This window comes from Burkholderia sp. BE17 (assembly GCF_009362305.1).
In the GTDB taxonomy this organism is placed as follows: domain Bacteria; phylum Pseudomonadota; class Gammaproteobacteria; order Burkholderiales; family Burkholderiaceae; genus Burkholderia; species Burkholderia pyrrocinia_C.
The window spans coordinates 80,783-97,616 of sequence record NZ_WHNU01000028.1 but is presented as its reverse complement, the minus strand read 5'-3'; the positions used below and the strand labels follow the sequence as shown (position 1 = coordinate 97,616).

Sequence of the window (16,834 nt, the reverse complement as noted above, 5' to 3'; positions counted from 1 at the left end):
CAGCGCGTGTCCCGGCTATCCGTTACAGACGCCGCTGCGGCCGGGTGTTTAAATCACGTCGGCATCCGCGGGCCCGTTCGCGCTCGTCACGCACGTTCGCCCGGCGTTCGATCCATCCATCGCGGAGCGGGCCGCCGCCAGGACCGCGTGCCGTGCCATGCTCGTTGCGAACAGGCCCCGGCGCGCAAGCGCCGGTTCAACGTCACCAGGAATTTTTCATGGAGTTCAGCAGACTGTTCACCCACATCGGCGAAGCGATCTCGAGCAGCGGCAGCCGACGCTTTCCCCGGATGATGTACAGCCTGATCTTCGCGGCGGTCCCCATCGACGGGATCCGCCTGTCGGCGCTCGCGGTCGACGGCGATCTCAAGGTGCGCAGCATCGGCGCCGTCGGCGAGACGCTCGCGCCCACCGGTCCGTCGCGCGCCGGCGCAGGCCGGCCGTCAGCGGCACGGACGGCTTCGGGCGGCAGCCATCTGTATGTCGACGACACGCTAGCTTGCCCCGCCCAGACCCACGCGCTGCTCGAGCGCTTCTTCGATACGCACGACGCGATCGCGCCGCCGCCCGGCCCGCAATTCCATCTCGCGAGCGGCCAGCACGACCACTGCTACCTGATCTCGCTGTATCGCGCGAATGCGTTCGACGATTTCTCGCCGCAGGAGCGGACCTTCCTCAAGGACTTCTCGCGCGTGCTGTTCCCGATCGTCGCGAGCCACGTCGCGGCGCTCGATGCCGATACACCGGCCGCCCGTTCCACCGCCGACGCGGCCGCGGCGACGCAAACCGGCCGGGAGCGCCTCGCGCGACGGTTCGCCGAGCGCCTGCGGCAAGCGGGCGTCAAGTTGTCGACGCGGGAGATCGAGGCATGCACCGCGCTGCTCTCCGGCGACACGGTGTCCGCCATCGCCCGGCGCTTCGCGCTGCGCGAAAGCACCGTCGAGACCTACCTGAAGCGCGCGGCGGTCAAGCTCGGCTTCGGCGGGCGTCACGGGCTCACCCGTTGGATGCTCGATGAGGCAGGCGACGGCGGCCCGCCCCGGCTCGAGCGCGCGTCGCCGCTGATCGGCGTCTGACAGGACGTTTCAACAGGCTTCACGGCGATGTTGGCCGGGCGTCGTGCCTGTCGACTTCGACCGATGTGACCTGCGCGACGGGTTGGTCAAGCTCGCCGACGGTCCGGCGTGCCGGCGGCCCCTACCACGTTCGGATTCCGAAGTTCGCGCCGAACCACCGGCACGTGCGCGCGCCGTGGCGCTTCGCGCATCACTCGTGACCCGCGAAAAACTGCAGCGCGCGCGACGCCGACGGCGCCGCCGCGCGGAACAGCTTCGGATGACTGCCGCCGACCTCGACCTCGAGTCGCGCGCCCGGGATCCTGCCGGCGACGAACACCGATCCGCCGCAATGCGCGACCTCGTCGTCGTCGCCCGCGACGACGAAGGTCGGCACGCCGACGCGCGGCAGCAGCGCAAGCATGTCGACCTTGTTGAGCGCATCGCTCAGCTTCGCATACCGGTACATCAGTTCCGCATTCGCATACGGATAGAGCGCCGCGTGCGCGATCTCGGCCGGCACGGTCACGAGCGTCGACGGATCGGCGAACATGCGCTGCAGATCCTGCGCGACGTCGCGCCCTTGCGCGGCGGCTTCCATCAGCCACGCGTAGTTGCGCTGATGTTTCGTGCGCAGCACGTCGTCCGACAGGTTGTAGTCGCCATACCACAGGCTCAGCGACGCCGTCCGCGCCGGCTGCGCGAGCGCCGCCTGCAACGCGACGACGGCGCCGCCGCAGATGCCCATCAGGTGCGCCCGGCCGACGTCGAAACGATCCATCACCGCGAACAGGTCGTCGACCTGCGCATCGACGTCGGTGCGCGCCGCGTCGAACGCGTCGCATGCGCCGAACAGCGTGCGCGTCTCCCAGGTCAGCACGAAGTGGCGCTCGGCGAGCGCATCGAACCAGCGCTGGCACAGGTCGAGCGGCATCCCGCACGGCAACGCGAGCACGACCGCGGACCGGTCGCGCCGTGCGCCCGCATACGCGGACAGCGCGACGCCCGGTTCGCGTGCGATCCGCACGCGCTCGACACCGGCGCCCAGCGCATCGAAATCGAAGTCGTCCACGGCGCGCTGCGCATCGGCCAGCCGTTCCGGCGTGTCGAAGTGGTCGTACCGGTAGTCGAACGCGGCGCTGATGCGCCGGCTCATCAGCAGTTCGAACGACGAAAGACGCGTGGCGCCGTCGGGATCGAACCGCACGTCGCGCGCGCCGATGCAGGCGAACGCGTGCGCGACGATGCGCTGCGCGTCGTGTGCGCCCGACGCCGGGCGATCCGACGGATCGTCGAACAGACACAGGCGAACGGGCCCCGGCAGGCTCGCGGCGAGATGCCGGAACGCGCGGATCGTGCCAGGCACGCGCACGTCGAGGGTCGAGTCGTCCAGTACGGCGGCGGTCGAGTGTTGCATGAAGGGATTCCAGGCGATCGATGACGGAAGAGACGTACCGGCGCTCAGGCCGACACGTCGATTGAAGCACCGCTGCGCGGCGCTGTCTGCAACGGAAAGCCGGGACAACCGCGCGCATTCGGAGCGGCGGCTGCCGCGGCGGCGCGCCCGGCCGGCGCGCGTGCGCCGCCGTCCGTCAGGCGGCCGACGCGTACGGCACGTAATCGTCGAAATCGTCGATCATCCATTTCCTGAGCCCGTGCCGTCCGCTGATGCCGAGCTTGACCGCCGCGCGCTTGATGTAGGTTTCGATCGTGCTTTCCTTCACGCCGAGCGCGTCGGCCATCTCGCGCAGCATCTTGCCCGCCAGCAGCCCGAGGCACACTTCGCTTTCGCGCGCCGACAGCACGACCGACGCGCGCGCGAGCCGCGCCTCGAACTCGCGGCGCAGCGTCTCGCTCCCCTTTGCACCGGTCGCCGGATCACGCGGCGCCCCGCACGCCGGCGCGCCATGCCGCCGCGTCGACGCATGCCACTCGACGAGCGGCAGCAGCGTATCGGCGAAGTTTTTCAGGAACGACATCTCCTGCAGCGAAAAGTCGCGATGCGACAACGTGCGATGCAGCGAGATCACGTAGCGGCGATTGTCCTTGCGCGACACGAGATGGCACTGGAATCCCGCGCCCGTGCCGCGCGGCGGCGTCGCGTCACCGCGCCGCGCGAGCGGGTCGATGTGAATCAACTGCCGATCGCTGGCGGACACGATCCAGCTCACCAGCGGATGCCCGGCCGGGTCGCGCTCGACCTGCTCCGCGGGCGGCACCATCCGCAGGCCGTCGCGGGGCGTGCCGGACGCGCCGAGCGATTGCACGTCGACGACCTTGCCCGCCGGCTCGTTGAGCGTCCATTCGGTGATCCCGGTGATCGCGAGCGGAACCGACCCGGCCAGCAGCGCGTGCATGTCGGATGCGAACCGCTCACTGCCCGCGCTCGAAATCACCTTGCCGAGCTTCGCGAAGACTTCGACCATCTGACTCTCCTTGTAATGCGTGCTTGAAGGCGGCGACGCGACGCCGGCGCGGCTCACGCCGCGCCCGTTGCATCGCCACGCTTGGGGTTCCCGTCAGCTCGACGCCAGGTCGTGCGCGGGCCCGACGGCGGCCTCGGCCTCGGCTGTTTCGCCGCGCACCGCCTGTTGCCACCACTGCGCGAAGCGCTCGACAGACGGCGGCCGGATCATCGTGTAGTGATTGCCGGGACAGCGCCACAGGGCCATCCGCGGCGCGAAGCGCCGCCAGCCGGACAGCACTTCATCGGGCACGAGACTGCGCGCCGGGTCGTCGCAGTCGGCGGCGAGCACCAGCTTCGCGCGCCCGGCATAGACGTCGGCCGGCCGGTACGCGGTGCGCAGCGCCGTCCCGTAGGTGCGCACGATGCCTTGCACGTCGCGCGGCCCGGAGCCGCCGCGGATGATACGGGCGTCGACCATCCCGCGATGGAGCATCGCCCACTGCCCGCGCCGGTCCGCGCGAAACAACGCGTCGCGCTCGATGCCGAGCGGGCGGCCGGTCGCCTGTTCGAGCGCATGCACGAGATTCCACACAACGCTCGCGAACGTGTACTGACGACCCAGCCGGCCGACCGACGCCGGCGCCTCGGTGTCGACGATCGTCAGCGACGCGGGCGGGCGGCCGCCCGCCTGCAGCCGGCACGCGATTTCCAGCGCGACCCAGCCGCCGAACGAGTGGCCGATCAGGTGCACCGGCTCGCGCGCGTCGGCCGCCAGTCGTTCGACGACCGGCAGGTAAGCCGCCGCCGCCGCGGCGACGCTCACGTGCGGCGCAAGCACGCCGTCGAGGCCGCGCGGCTGAAGGCCGTGCATCGGCCAGCCCCGCTCCACCGCGATCGTGAACGGCAGGAACGTCGCGACGTTGTCGCCCGCCCCCGGAATCAGCACGACGGGCGCGTAACCGGGCGTCCCGCGCTGGATCGGCAGGTGTGGGAGATAGCCCGTCTGCGGCGGGTGGGCGGTGCGTTCGCCGCCGCCGTCGGCCGCCGCGGCACGCGCGTCCTCCAACGCATGCGCGATCGCACGGCCGAGCGCCGGCGCGACGCCGCCCGCCGCCGGGTACCGCGCCGGCACGTCGACGACGCGGCACACGCCGGGCTCGAGCCGTGCCGCCCAGCCGTCGGCGCGAGCCGGCAACGTCGCGGCATCCGCGCCGGCACTGTGCAGCGCGAACCAGTGAACGGGCAGCGACAGCGAAAACGGCTCGTAATGCGCGAAGGCGTGATCGAGCGCTGCCCAGCGGTCGAGCCAGCGCTGCAACTGCCCATCGTTCAGGCCGCGCAACGCGGACGGCAGCAGCCCCGCGTCGCGGCACCGGGACGCGATCGCCGCGAAATCCGGCGTCGTGGCGCCGTCGAACAGGTCGCGCGGATCGACTGCGCGCGCACCGCCGCCCGCTTCGCCGTCGAACAGCCGCAGCCATTCGACCCGGCGCAAGTCGCACACGCCCGTGGCCACCCCGCCGCTTGCGACCAGTTCGACGAGACGCACGCTAGGCGGCGCATCGGCGGCCTGCCCGGGCCGGCCGACTGCGTCCACCGCCGCCAGCGACGCATCGGCGATGCCGAGAAACTCGACGGTCTCGTCCCGGCCGGCCAGTTGGGTCGCCACTTCGTAGGCGAGCAGGCCGCCGGACGCCCATCCCGCGAGCCGGTACGGCCCGCGCGGCTGCAGCGCGACGATGCGCTCGAGCAGGCGCGTGGCGAGCCATTCGACCGTCGGCGCCGTCTCGTCCGCAGGATCGGCATCGAGCTCGCATACGCGCCAGCCCGCACCGAGATGCTCGCAGACGTGCCGCGCGCCATCGCTCAAGCGTGCATATCCGGCGATCAGGAAGACGCCGTGCGCGGACGATCGATCCTCGGGCGCGGCGGCCGCGGCCCCGTCATCGGCGATCGACGCGCCCGATGACCAGCATGAAGCAGACACGATGTTTTCTCCGTGTTCGGCGACGCCATGGAGATGGCGTCGTATTGATCGACGATCGTTACTGGCAAATACCGCGAAAATCCAGCGAGATGGCTTCCGTCACCGGGTTTGCAAATCGGCCGCCTGCCTGGAAAGCCAGGAAAAATCGCTCCCGTAAAACGAAACAATTATTCTCATTGAGTTTTTGCTACACACACTTCGGTTGATCACGGTAACAAAAATTGTGATTTTTTGTATCCAACGAAACGTCCGACTTATATGACCAAACTACCAGGCAGGCGATTTCCCGGAATTCAGAACCCGCGTGCGCACCCTGACTTCAGTCGAGCCAGATAATCTTCAGCTTTTTTCAGATTAATTCAACAAAAACCGCCAGCGCATATGAGCGACCGCCTGCGCGGTAATGAATGATCCGACGAGACAATCACCGACCACCGTCATTACCGGGCACGCCCCGAAAACCTTGGAAATCATGACTTTCGGTCGATTGCTTCACGTCATTCAACGATCGTTTCAATCCGCCGTTCCGCCTGACGTGGCCGCCAGACGGTCGCCAGCCGTGGATTCGCTCATTCGCTCCCGCGCGAATGGACGACACGAACAGCATTTCCGATGAATATGACATCGTCATTGCATGGAACACGCCGGAAACAGTCTCCTTGAATATTATCCTAACTGCAATAATCATTATAAGGGGATGAGTTTACCACCAATCCGAAACTTTATTCCAGCGCCAAATCAATTGCCGCAACCAAGACAAGTTGCTAATCTTTGCTCGCCGCAATCACGGAATAATTTACTGATTTGAAATCATTTCAAAATTTATTCAACCATCCAAAAACATGAAAACGACACTCTAAAACACGCCATTACCCGGTGCGCGCCTGAAATAACGTCAGCACACCCGCGCCGGCCGAGTTTCTCTGCAGCCATCCCGTTATGAATGCGTCACCACGGTGACACGCCGCGGGATATTCGCGATGCATCGCTTCAAATTCCGGTCAATCAACGCGCGATTCGTCATGCGCATCCCTTCCGCTGAAACGGCGCCATCCGTAATCGCCGCGCGTTGCCTTCGATCCTCAAAACAATTCCAAGCGTTGGAGCAGAGCATGAATCACGATTTCCGAGACGAACCCACGCCGCGTCGCGCGTTCCTCGCCGACATGGCCAAGCTCGCGGCAGCCGGCGTCGTTGCCGGCTGGACGCCGATCTATCAGGTCGCGGCACACGCGGCGTCGGCCGGCGCGACGCCGCCCGGCTTCCCGGCCGACATCCCGCTCTACAAGCAGGCCTTCCAGAACTGGAGCGGCGAGATCGTCGTGCAGGACGTGTGGACCGCCGCGCCGCGCTCCGCCAACGACGTCGTCGCGACGGTCAACTGGGCGCGCGCCAACGGCTACCGGGTGCGCCCGCGCGGCCACATGCACAACTGGTCGCCGCTGACGCTCGATCCGGGCGCCGCCCCCGCCAACGTCGTGCTGGTCGATACGACGCAGTCGCTGACCGCGGTGTCCGTCGATACGTCGGCGCGCCCGGCGCGCGTCACCGCGCAAACTGGCATCTCGCTGGAGACGCTGCTCGCGAAGCTCGAGGATTACGGGCTCGGCTTCGTCGCCGTGCCCGCGCCGGGCGACATCACGCTCGGCGGCGCGCTCGCGATCGACGCGCACGGCACCGCCGCGCCCGCGGTCGGCGAAACCCTGCAGCCCGGCCACACCTACGGTTCGCTCAGCAATCTGGTGCTCACGCTGACCGCGGTCGTGTTCGATCCCGCCAGCCGGCAATACGTGCTGCGCACGTTCCAGCGCAGCGATCCCGACATGGGCGCGTTCCTCACGCACATCGGCCGGGCGTTCGTCGTCGAGGTCACGCTGATGGCTGGCCCGAACCAGCGGCTGCGCTGCCAGAGCCGTATCGACATTCCGGCATCCGAACTGTTTTCGGCGAACGCCGGGCAGGGTCGCACTATCGCGTCGTTTCTCGACCAGGCGGGCCGGCTCGAGGCGATCTGGTTTCCGTTTACGACATGCCCGTGGCTCAAGGTCTGGGCCCCGACGCCCAGCAAGCCGCTGCTGTCACGCCCCGTCACGCAGCCGTACAACTACCCGTTCTCCGATTCGATTCCGCAATCGCTGTCGGATCTCGTCAAGCGGATCATCATCGGCGGTGAAGGCGCGCTGACGCCGCTGTTCGGCCAGACGCAATACGCGATCACGACCGCCGGCCTCGCGCTCACGCTCAGCGCGGACATCTGGGGCTGGTCGCGCACCGTGCTGCAGTACATTCGTCCGACGACGCTGCGCGTCACCGCGAACGGCTATGCGGTGCTCGCGCGGCGCGCCGACGTGCAGCGCGTGGTCAGCGAATTCGTCCAGTTCTATCAGAACCGGATCGACGCGTACAAGGCGCGCGGCGAATATCCGATAAACGGTCCCGTCGAGATCCGCATCACGGGGCTCGACAAGCCTGCCGATGCGGGCGCCGGCGCGGCGGTCCCCACGCTGTCCGCGCTCAAGCCGCGGCCCGACCATCCGGAATGGGACGTCGCGGTCTGGCTGGATATCCTGACGCTGCCGGGCACGCCGGCCGCCGAACGCTTCTATCGCGAGATCGAGCAGTGGATGCTGTCGAACTACAGCGGCGCGTACGCGACGGTACGTCCCGAATGGTCGAAGGGCTGGGCCTACACCGACACCGCCGCATGGCAGGACGACACGATGCTCGCCACCACGATCCCGAATCTGCAAAGCGCGGGGCAGCCTGCCGCGAGCAACTGGGAGGCGGCGCGTGCGACGCTCGGGCGCTACGACCCGCAGCGGGTCTTCAGCTCGCCGCTGCTGGATCGGTTGATGCCGTAGCGGGAACGGCGGACGGAAGGCGCTGCGCGGCCTGGTTCGGCTGGGGCGCAGCGCCTGCGGCGTAGCGGCGGGTGGTGGTGCAATGGAGTCGACCGCCATTCCCTGATCGGCGGGCGGCGGATGCAGGTCGGAATCCGTTTCAGGTCGTCGCCGAGCAGCACGACGTCTGCCGACGCGATCGCGATGTCGACGCCACGTTCGCCCATCGCGATGCGGGTCGAGCCGGCCTTGATCGCCAGCACGTCGTTCAGCCCGTCGCCGACGACGAGCGGCTGCCGGCCGGCGCCGATCTCGCGCATCACGTAAGCGAGCTTGTCGTGCGGCAGCGCCTGCGCGACCACCGTGTCGATGCCAGTCTCGGCCGCGACCTTGCGCGCGACCGCCTCGCGGTCGCCCGTCAGCAGCGTCTGCCGTTCGAGCTCTAGCCTCCGCTACTCGACGAGCATGGCGGCGTCATCGTCCCTTCGTCTGGACCGGCCAGCCTTTCGTAGACATCTTTGAGCCATAATTTATGGCAACCGAGTCGGTTCGTGTTTTCGTTGGTACAGTGTAGTGGTCAACTAATCCCGGACACTGCGTTAAGTTTCCGGTCGGCCCGGTCGCACCGAACAGCGCGATGGTCTTTTTCTCGGCCATCAGGTCACGCAGCCTTCGCCAACAAGGCTTTGATGGCCGTTTCGGTATCGGCGATGACAGCCTTCACTGCGTCCAGGCCGAAAACCGTGCCTTCAACGCGCACCACTTCAACGTCGGTCAGGCCGATGAAGCCAAGCAGGTGCAGCAAATAGTTGGTCTGGAAGTCGAACGGTGCCCAAGCCCCTTCCGAGAACACCCCGCCTGTGGCGGTGACGAGATAGACCTTCTTGCCGGTCAGCAGTCCTTTCGGCCCGGCGTCGCCATAGCTGAAAGTGACGCCGGGCCAGGTGACATGATCGAACCACGCCTTGAGTTGTGAGGGCGGACCGAAATTCATCATGCCCGAACCGAGCACGATCACATCGGCGGCCTTCAACTCATCGACGAACGTTTGGGCGACATTCACCGCCTCGACCTGTCCCGGCGTGCGATCCTCCGGTGCCGTGATCCGGCCTTGGATGTAGGCCGGCGTGATATGCGGCGGCGGATTCGCAGCGAGGTCGCGCACGGTCAGCGGACCGCCTGTGCGGACCTGGATGCCTTCGGCGATTTCGGTGGCGAAGCGGGTGGAAAGACTGTCGGCCCCGCGCGGACTGGACGTAACAAGTAGGGTGTGGCTCATGACGGCTCCTAGGTATAAAATAAGAACCAAGTAATTAATTGGTTCTGACTTATCAATCTATACAAAGGATGGTATGGTCCCTTTCGCTTCCCCACAAGAAGGCACACGCATGTCACCTAGTCACATCGAGCCACCTACCGATATGCCTGCACCTGACGCTGGCGGCTGTCTGGCAACCCGTGAAATCCTGGATCGCATCGGCGACAAGTGGAGCCTCTACATTGTCGCTATGCTGGCCAATGGCCCCCGGCGCTTCAACGAATTGAAGCGCGGCATCGACGGCATTTCCCAGCGGATGCTGACACTGACCTTGCGCGGGCTGGAACGTGACGGACTGTTAACGCGAACGATGTATCCAACGATTCCTCCTCGCGTCGATTACGAACTCACTGAAATGGGAAGAACGCTGTTGAAGCCTGTCATGGCGTTGGTCAACTGGGCGAGCGAGAATCAAGTCGCCATTGCCGAGGCACATAAACGTTTTGACGAGGAGCCGGAGCCAGATCAGGTCTTGATTCAGGGCGTTGTCTACCAGCGTCGATAAACCAGTCGAGGCCGTAGGCTGGTGCAAACACAGCGGCGAGATCAAACTGCCGGCTCGCGTTGGGATCTGTCCCGACGCGGGTCTTTCTTGTGGGGCGAAGGCACTGCATTCTCCGACCTATCCAACCAAGAGCCGGCCACGGCCGATCGAAAAAGTCGCATAGCATGACTTGGGTGTCCGCTCCGGGGGGGCCTTGATTTTGGTGCGTTTTACAGGTGTAGGACCATCTAGCGGCGACAAGGCTTTGCGGTCCACCCCCAAAATAAAATCCAATCAAATCAGGCACTTCCTGACTGGTCTTTCTGCTCTTCCTCAATACCTCCTCGCCGGGGCCCAGCGGGCGTAGGGATGCATTCGCCAGCTCGGTTTGGTCTGTTTGGCGGCGATAATAAAAATTATCGTGGGTAACTCTTTAGATATCGTCTGGAATATGGTTATCTAACGTTATAAATGTATGAAATAATTTGGTCGGTTTGACTCAATTCGCCCACCATGTCCCGTCCTGCCGCAGTCACCGCCGAACAGATCCGCTCCGCCGTGCTCACGATGCTCGTCGAGGCCGGCGACGCCGCGCCGGCCAGCGGCACGCGGTTCCGCCAGATCGTGTCGGTCCGCAAGCTGCGCGCACGGCTCGGTGCCGGCGACCCGGCGACGCTCGCTCGGGCGCTGAATGCAATCGAGGCGGAGGTCGTCCGCGCTGGACTGGCCGAGATCGCGATTCCCGACCTGCCGCCCGACATTGCCGAGCTGATGTGCGCACTGTGGCAAGCCGCCGTCGCGGTGCAGCTCGATGACGTTGTCCGGCTTAAACAGGCGGCCGACGCCAGCGTCGCCTCGGCTGAGGCAGCTCGCACCGATGCCGAGTTGCGCGTCGAACTGCTGCGGCAGGAAGTCCAGTCACTACGCGCGACCGTCACCACGCGTGACGCCGAACTGGCCGATCTGCGGGCGCAACACGGGGTACTACGGGATCGCTCCGCCTCCCTTGAAGCGCAAGCTGCCGAGCGCCAGGCCGCCCTCGACACGCTGGGGGCCGAGCATGCTGATCGCGACCGTGTGCATACTGCGGCTCTCGAGGCCGCCCAGCACCGGTATGAAGCGCTGTCGAAGCAATTGCTGCAGGAAACCGCGCATCAGCGCGAGGCGCTGAAAAAAGAGCACGCGCATGCGGTGTCGCAACTGAAATTCGCCGAGCGCCGGATCGCAGCGCTGGAAGGCGAACGCGATCGGCTCGACAGCGAGGTCGTGCGTGAACGCGAGGCGCGCCAACAAGCGGTCGGCGAGGCACTGGCGCTGAAAGCGGTCAATGCGCAGCAACACGCCCAGCTCGGCGACCTGCTGCGCGACATCGCGCCGAAACCAGCGCAGACCGCCCGCGCAGGCCTTGCAACGGCAAAACGCGCCACGGGTAGCGCATCGACGAAGCGCAAGGGAAAATGACCCGGCCCGCCGCTTGCCCGATCGCTGACCTCTCATGAACTTCGCCGACTGGATCGATACCGGTGCGACGCCACCGCAGCGTCTGCCCAACGGTCTCGATGCCGCCATCGCTTACGTGAGCGATGTGCTCGGCCAAGTCGTCTATCTGCGCTGGACGCTGACGCTCGTCAAGCGGCGCTTTCCGTCGCTCGCCGATGCGAAGGTCGCAAAGCCGGCCGTGATGCGGCTATTGCTCGATCAGTCGACCGCGGTCGAATACTGGGATCGCGGTCGCGCACGGGTCGTGTCGGTCGACGACGCGCCGGCATCCGAAGCCGTGCTGACACGCGTGCTGCACGCGCATGGGCGGCGCTTCAAGTTCGGCGAGGTGGCATTACTGGCGATCACGAGCGGTGAGTGGTTTCGGGAGTCGGCGCCGCTGGTTGGCGGCGTCCCGCTTGCGTTACGGCCATGGTTCGCGCGCGCGGGGCGCTTTGCCGCCGTCGCGAGCGCAACCAACACGCTCGGCGTCGGCGATGACGCCCAGGCGACCGCGCTGTTCCTGCGCGACCGGGCCAGTCGGTCGCCCCATACGGCACGCGCCTACCTGACCGAGATTCGCCGCCTTGCGGCGTGGTGCATCGCGCACGAGCTCGGGCCGTTGTCCGACCTGACGCGACACGATTTGCTCGAATACAAACGCATGCTGCACCGTCCTTCGCAGGACGTTGCTGACGATGCGCAACCTGAAGGCCGACTGTCCGAGGCGACACAGGCTCGAGCGCTCGCGGTCGTCGCCAGCCTGTTCCAGTACTGGACCGAAACCGGTTACCTGACGGCGAACCCGGCCGCTGGCCTGGTGCGAGGACAACGGCGGCATGCCGGTTTCGCCCCGACCCGCATGCTGTCAGCTGCGCAGTTGGGCGCTTGCGATGCCGAGGTTGACGCGGTCGATCGCGACGTCGAGCCGCTGATCGCGGCGCGACGCCGGGCGATCTGGAGCCTGTACCGCTTTGCGGGCGTACGGCTGGTCGAGTTGGCCTGGTCCGACGCACGACAACTACCCGTACTCGACGTCGACTCCAATGGATGCTGGACCTTGCACGTGTGCGGCAAAGGACAGAAACCGCGAGCGATTCCGTTGCCCGCGGGTTGCGTCTCGCGTCTGCAAACCTATCGACGGTTGCGGGGACTGCCTGAGCAGCCGGAACCAAGCGAACACGTGGCGCTGGTGCATGGCCTCAAGGGCGGGACGCTGCAGAGTTCGGGGCTGTATGACGAGGTCAAGGCGATCTTTCGGGCGGCGGCCGCGCGACTCGACCCGACCGATCCGCCGAGTGCCGCCACGTTGCGGCGGGCGTCGCCGCACTGGTTGCGCCATGCCTATGCCCGCACGCTGGTCGTCGACCGGCAGGTGCCGCTGCCGGCCGCGCAGGCACTGCTCGGCCATGCGTCGATTCAGACCACGGCCGGCTACGCAAAAACGGATCTGTCGCAGTTGCGCGCGTTCGTTGATCGCGCGTTCGATACCGATTAGGGTTCGGTCGCCAACGGAGGAATCGGCGATTGCAATCCTTCTACGGCGAAGCGATTCAGTTTGTCGAGCGCCGTCAGGTAACAATGCGTCGGTATGCTCGCCAGTTGCTCGTCGTGAAGCACCAGGATCCGCTCGATCACGACTTTGTCTCGATCGAGCATGACCCAGGTTTCACCGCGCTCGGCGCGCGCGATGCACCGAGCCAGCGCAGCTTCCGCGCGCTGGAATTCGGCATCGTCACCGGTCGCCGGCGTTTCCTTGCGCAGATAGAACGCCGTATAGACGGCCTTCAGCAAGCAGACCATCAAGTCGACATTGGCATGGCCCTTTGCGATGGTGGCCAGCGCGAGATGATGTTCGAGCGACAACGCGCGGGTCCGTGCGAGCGGGAGCGGCAACAACATTTCTTTGCTCAACGGACGGTGTCCCGAACGCCGGGCGGACTTTCGACTCATGGCGGCATAGCAAAAGACAGGAGCCGCGTATTATGCCCCGACCATTTACGCGGACTCCTGCCAATTTCATCCGCGTGCCTCGCGTCCCGCCATCGGCATGCCGATCGCAAGACTGGGCATCAGGCGATGCGCGTAGTCAGCGACCGGGAATTCGAACGTGCCGCGCAGGTTGATGCCTTCCAGATACGTCGGCGCGATGCGCCGCAGATAGTCGGGTAGCACTGGCGTTTGTCCGAGTGTCTCGATGCGTTCGATCGCCTGCTGCATGTGCATCGTGTTCCACGCCAGCACGGAATTGGTCAGCAAACTCAACGACGACGACACGGCCATGAGCGTATGGCGGTGCCGCGTGAGCTCGACGGGAATCTTGCCCTGATGAATCGCACGCTGCACGGTGTGCACCGCTTCGCCGCGATTGAGCACATGCTGCAGTTCGGCACGGAACGCCGGCAGCGTGAAATAGTCGATCAGGTAGATCGACCGGAACAAACGTCCCAGCGCGACGCCGCCGTCGTACAACGGCAGGCCGCGTGCGGCAGCCCCGAACCGCGTCAGCGCCTGCACGGCCGTACAGTGCCCGCTTTGGATCGAGGCCACCAGCCGCACGAAGTCATCCCAGATTACCTCGATGGCTTCCAGTTGGACGTCGCGATCGACGACGGCGGCCAGCGCTTCGGGCACGCTCATGCTGACCGGAACATGCAAACGCCGGTCACGCAAATGCGCCAGCCGCGGGCACAGATCGAATCCCAACCCGCGGGCCACCGCCATCCCGAAATCCGTATATCCGTGCGTGTCGACGGCCAACTGAGAGACGTCGTCGGTGCCTTCCTGGCGGATGGCGCCTTCGATGGCCACGCCGGCCTGCCGCTCGTTCAGCACGATCGGCTGGTCGTAGAAGATACCCCACCGATCGCGCACGTGGGTGTAGACGCCGATCGACGCCGTGCGCCGCCGCGGATCGGCACGTGCCTGCCAGACCGTACGGGTCGTCTCGAGCGACATCATGTCGGACGACGCGAGATCCGCGCGCCCCCAGTGCGCTGCGATCGGGTGGCGGTGCATGAAACCAAGCACGGCATCTGCCGCCTCTCGCAGCACGCGCTCGTCGGCGACGCGATGCATCATCTGACGGATCGCGCCGGCCGACAATTCCGGCACCATGCGCGCGACTTCGGCGGCCGACATCGACGTGCCGTGCGCGAGCACGGCCGCGTAGACCATCAGTAGCTCGCTGCGCGCACGAGGTTCGCGGCCCAGCAGCAACCAACTGAACCGCGTCTCGCTATCGATCTCCAGGAGGATGCGCGGCAACTGGCCGTCCGGATGAACATTGAAGATCGCGCGGCGCAGCGCCTCGACAGCGGGCTCGGCTCGCTGGGCCGACATGGGATCGAGATGAATCGCCGTATCGACCCGAACCTCACCGCGCGACACGGCTTGCGCCAACCGTTCGAGTCCCTCACTCAGGTGCTCGCAGACCGGCTCGATATACTCTTTGGGGTCCTGCGAAAGTTTCAGATGACCGTAATAGTGGTTGCGCTGCGCCTTCCAGACGTCGTCGGGAATCAGCAGAGTCGCCCGACTGCGGAAGGCAAAACTGTGTTCGACAAAGACCGAGCCGTTGCGTAGCGCAACCCGCAACGCCGACAAGGTCGCCCATTCGAACGCGAGCAACGCCTGCACACGGTCCTCGCCCGTCACGATCCGTTGCCAGGCGCGCCCGACCGGCACCAACACATCGACCGGCAGTTCACGTTCGCCGCAAACGTAGATTGTCCGCAGCACCTCCAGCGCGTCTGTAACCGGATGCGATGTTTCGGATGCAAATGGCAGCGTCAACAATTTCGCAAGCATCGCGCGCGTGACGCGCTGTTTGGTCAGCAGTTGCGCGCGCACCAGGCTCGCGCGACTCGGACCGCTTTGCGCGAGCGTCGTGTCAGCCAGTTGCACGAGGCGTTCGATCAGCGCGTCGTGCGCCAGGGTGACGTCGGTCGCAAGCGCTTTGACCGCCGTCGCGAAATCGCGTAGCTGCGCTTTCAGGTCGGGCCGCTTCGCGTCGACCTTGCTGCCCGCTTCGTTGACCATCTTGCGTTGCCAGCGGGCAAGCATCCACAGCAACTGATCGGTGGCGACGCAGAGCGCATAACGCATGAAACACGCAGCCTCCAGTCGGCGGATCGGCTGCCGGACGCGCTTGCTGACGGACGGCGGGCGGTTGGCGCAGCGTCGCGCGTAGTGCCGCACCACCGCCTCGTTGCATTCGGCCGGCCAGCTGCAATGCACACTGAGCTTGGTCAGGCGTTCGATCTTGCGAAACAACTCGCCCATCTGGTTCGTCGAGTTCCGCAGCGGCACGGACCAGAGCCACTGCTGCAGACTGGCGCCACCCGATTCCGGCCGCGGCAACAGCATGCCCCATTGATCGAGCGCCGCGGCGCCGAACGTTGCCTCGAGGCGGCGGGTCAGCGCAGTCTCGACGTCCTGCACCGCCTGCACGATCAGTTGCCGCAGCGCACGGTTGTGGACGATCAGAACCCGATGCTCGTACAGCCATTGTTTGAGGTCGAACAGCGCCGTGCTGCGATCCTGCCGTCCCGATAGCCGTTCCTTGAGCCAGCGAACGATGTAGCGCCGCTGGTGCTCGGCCATCGGCTGGAATCCGAGTGCATCGTAAGCAAGCCTCTGATGGTCGGCGAGCGTGTCGGTGCGGTTGTCGTACAGCGCGCGTAACGTACCCAGGTCAGGCGGCTCGATGCCGAGTTGCTCGCCGAGGTGCTGCCACAGTCGTTTGGGAATCTGTTTGTAAGCGTCGAGCGTACGGCCGGTCATCCGCACGAAGCCCAGATGCAGTGCCACTGCCAGCCGATAGAGGTGCGAGCGGCGGCCATCGATCAGGGCACGCTCGCGGGCGGAAAACGTGAAGAAGGTATTGAGCTCGAACTCGGTCAGTTCATGCGGGAAGTGCCGCATGCCGAGGTACGCCAGCCGCCAGTGATCCATCGCTCGCACTCCCGCGCGAAAAACGGACTGTGCAGCGTAGCGGGAAAAAATCCGCGAAGCAATCGGGTACGCGCAAAACGAATATCTGGCCGCTGCCTCAATTGGTAACGCCTAACAAGCGCGCCTGCCGCGAGCCCCTATGGTGCGGCAAGCGGCTCGCGAGTGACGGCAACACAATTGCGGCCGAAGGCACGTAATACGCTCCTACGACAACAACTTGTTGACCTACTATCACTTCCCTCCAAAAAAATGGTCGCGGTCGCCTGACCGGCTTGGCGTCGCCCCGATGCAGAGGATCCGAAACTGGC

Annotated in this window: 12 protein-coding genes; 5 read left to right on the top strand and 7 right to left on the bottom strand. The window is 65.8% G+C overall.

The window, feature by feature from the left end; all coding sequences use genetic code 11:
• Window positions 1-218 precede the first annotated feature (218 nt).
• The gene (locus GD429_RS23510) at window positions 219-1,076 is read left to right on the top strand and encodes a helix-turn-helix transcriptional regulator (RefSeq protein ID WP_152860387.1); all 858 of its coding nucleotides are present in this window, start codon (window positions 219-221) and stop codon (window positions 1,074-1,076) included.
• Window positions 1,077-1,266: 190 nt separating this feature from the next.
• Here GD429_RS23510 and GD429_RS23505 read toward each other — a convergent pair whose 3' ends face one another.
• From GD429_RS23505 to GD429_RS23495, 3 genes are all read right to left on the bottom strand, one after another.
• Window positions 1,267-2,472, bottom strand: a complete 1,206-nt coding sequence (locus GD429_RS23505; protein ID WP_152860385.1) for an alpha/beta fold hydrolase — start codon at window positions 2,470-2,472, stop codon at window positions 1,267-1,269.
• A gap of 175 nt (window positions 2,473-2,647) precedes the next feature.
• The gene (locus tag GD429_RS23500) at window positions 2,648-3,481 is read right to left on the bottom strand and encodes a helix-turn-helix transcriptional regulator (RefSeq protein ID WP_152860384.1); all 834 of its coding nucleotides are present in this window, start codon (window positions 3,479-3,481) and stop codon (window positions 2,648-2,650) included.
• 93 nt (window positions 3,482-3,574) lie between these two features.
• Entirely contained in the window at window positions 3,575-5,449 is a 1,875-nt protein-coding gene (locus GD429_RS23495) for an alpha/beta fold hydrolase (RefSeq protein ID WP_321574812.1), read from the bottom strand.
• A 1,112-nt stretch (window positions 5,450-6,561) separates the two neighbouring features.
• Here GD429_RS23495 and GD429_RS23490 point away from each other — a divergent pair.
• Window positions 6,562-8,310 carry a cholesterol oxidase substrate-binding domain-containing protein gene (locus GD429_RS23490; protein WP_152860382.1) on the top strand — a complete coding sequence of 583 codons (1,749 nt, stop codon included), beginning with the start codon at window positions 6,562-6,564 and terminating at the stop codon, window positions 8,308-8,310.
• Here the strand turns inward: GD429_RS23490 and GD429_RS23485 are convergent.
• Both GD429_RS23485 and GD429_RS23480 read right to left on the bottom strand, forming a co-directional pair.
• Window positions 8,256-8,711: an HAD family hydrolase gene (locus GD429_RS23485; RefSeq protein ID WP_227791731.1), complete on the bottom strand. Its 456-nt coding sequence runs from the start codon at window positions 8,709-8,711 to the stop codon at window positions 8,256-8,258. The two genes, GD429_RS23490 and GD429_RS23485, sit on opposite strands and share 55 nt — an antisense overlap.
• A gap of 239 nt (window positions 8,712-8,950) precedes the next feature.
• Window positions 8,951-9,568 carry an FMN-dependent NADH-azoreductase gene (locus GD429_RS23480; RefSeq protein WP_152860380.1) on the bottom strand — a complete coding sequence of 206 codons (618 nt, stop codon included), beginning with the start codon at window positions 9,566-9,568 and terminating at the stop codon, window positions 8,951-8,953.
• Window positions 9,569-9,677: 109 nt separating this feature from the next.
• Here GD429_RS23480 and GD429_RS23475 point away from each other — a divergent pair, with 109 nt between their 5' ends.
• The 3 genes from GD429_RS23475 to GD429_RS23465 all read left to right on the top strand — a co-directional run bounded on the left by GD429_RS23475 (window position 9,678) and on the right by GD429_RS23465 (window position 13,068).
• Complete coding sequence (locus tag GD429_RS23475; RefSeq protein WP_152860378.1) at window positions 9,678-10,112, top strand: winged helix-turn-helix transcriptional regulator; 435 nt, start codon at window positions 9,678-9,680, stop codon at window positions 10,110-10,112.
• Window positions 10,113-10,604: 492 nt separating this feature from the next.
• Window positions 10,605-11,552: a DNA-binding protein gene (locus GD429_RS23470; protein WP_152860376.1), complete on the top strand. Its 948-nt coding sequence runs from the start codon at window positions 10,605-10,607 to the stop codon at window positions 11,550-11,552.
• Window positions 11,553-11,586: 34 nt separating this feature from the next.
• Window positions 11,587-13,068 (top strand): tyrosine-type recombinase/integrase, encoded by a 1,482-nt coding sequence (locus GD429_RS23465; protein WP_011875870.1) that lies wholly within the window; start codon window positions 11,587-11,589, stop codon window positions 13,066-13,068.
• Here GD429_RS23465 and GD429_RS23460 read toward each other — a convergent pair.
• Together GD429_RS23460 and GD429_RS23455 are read right to left on the bottom strand one after the other, a co-directional pair.
• Window positions 13,065-13,484, bottom strand: coding sequence for a hypothetical protein (locus tag GD429_RS23460; protein ID WP_306415730.1), 420 nt, complete (start codon window positions 13,482-13,484; stop codon window positions 13,065-13,067). The two genes, GD429_RS23465 and GD429_RS23460, sit on opposite strands and share 4 nt — an antisense overlap.
• 105 nt (window positions 13,485-13,589) lie before the next feature.
• On the bottom strand, window positions 13,590-16,526 hold the full coding sequence (locus GD429_RS23455) for a Tn3 family transposase (protein WP_152860374.1): 2,937 nt from the start codon (window positions 16,524-16,526) through the stop codon (window positions 13,590-13,592).
• Window positions 16,527-16,834 lie beyond the last annotated feature (308 nt).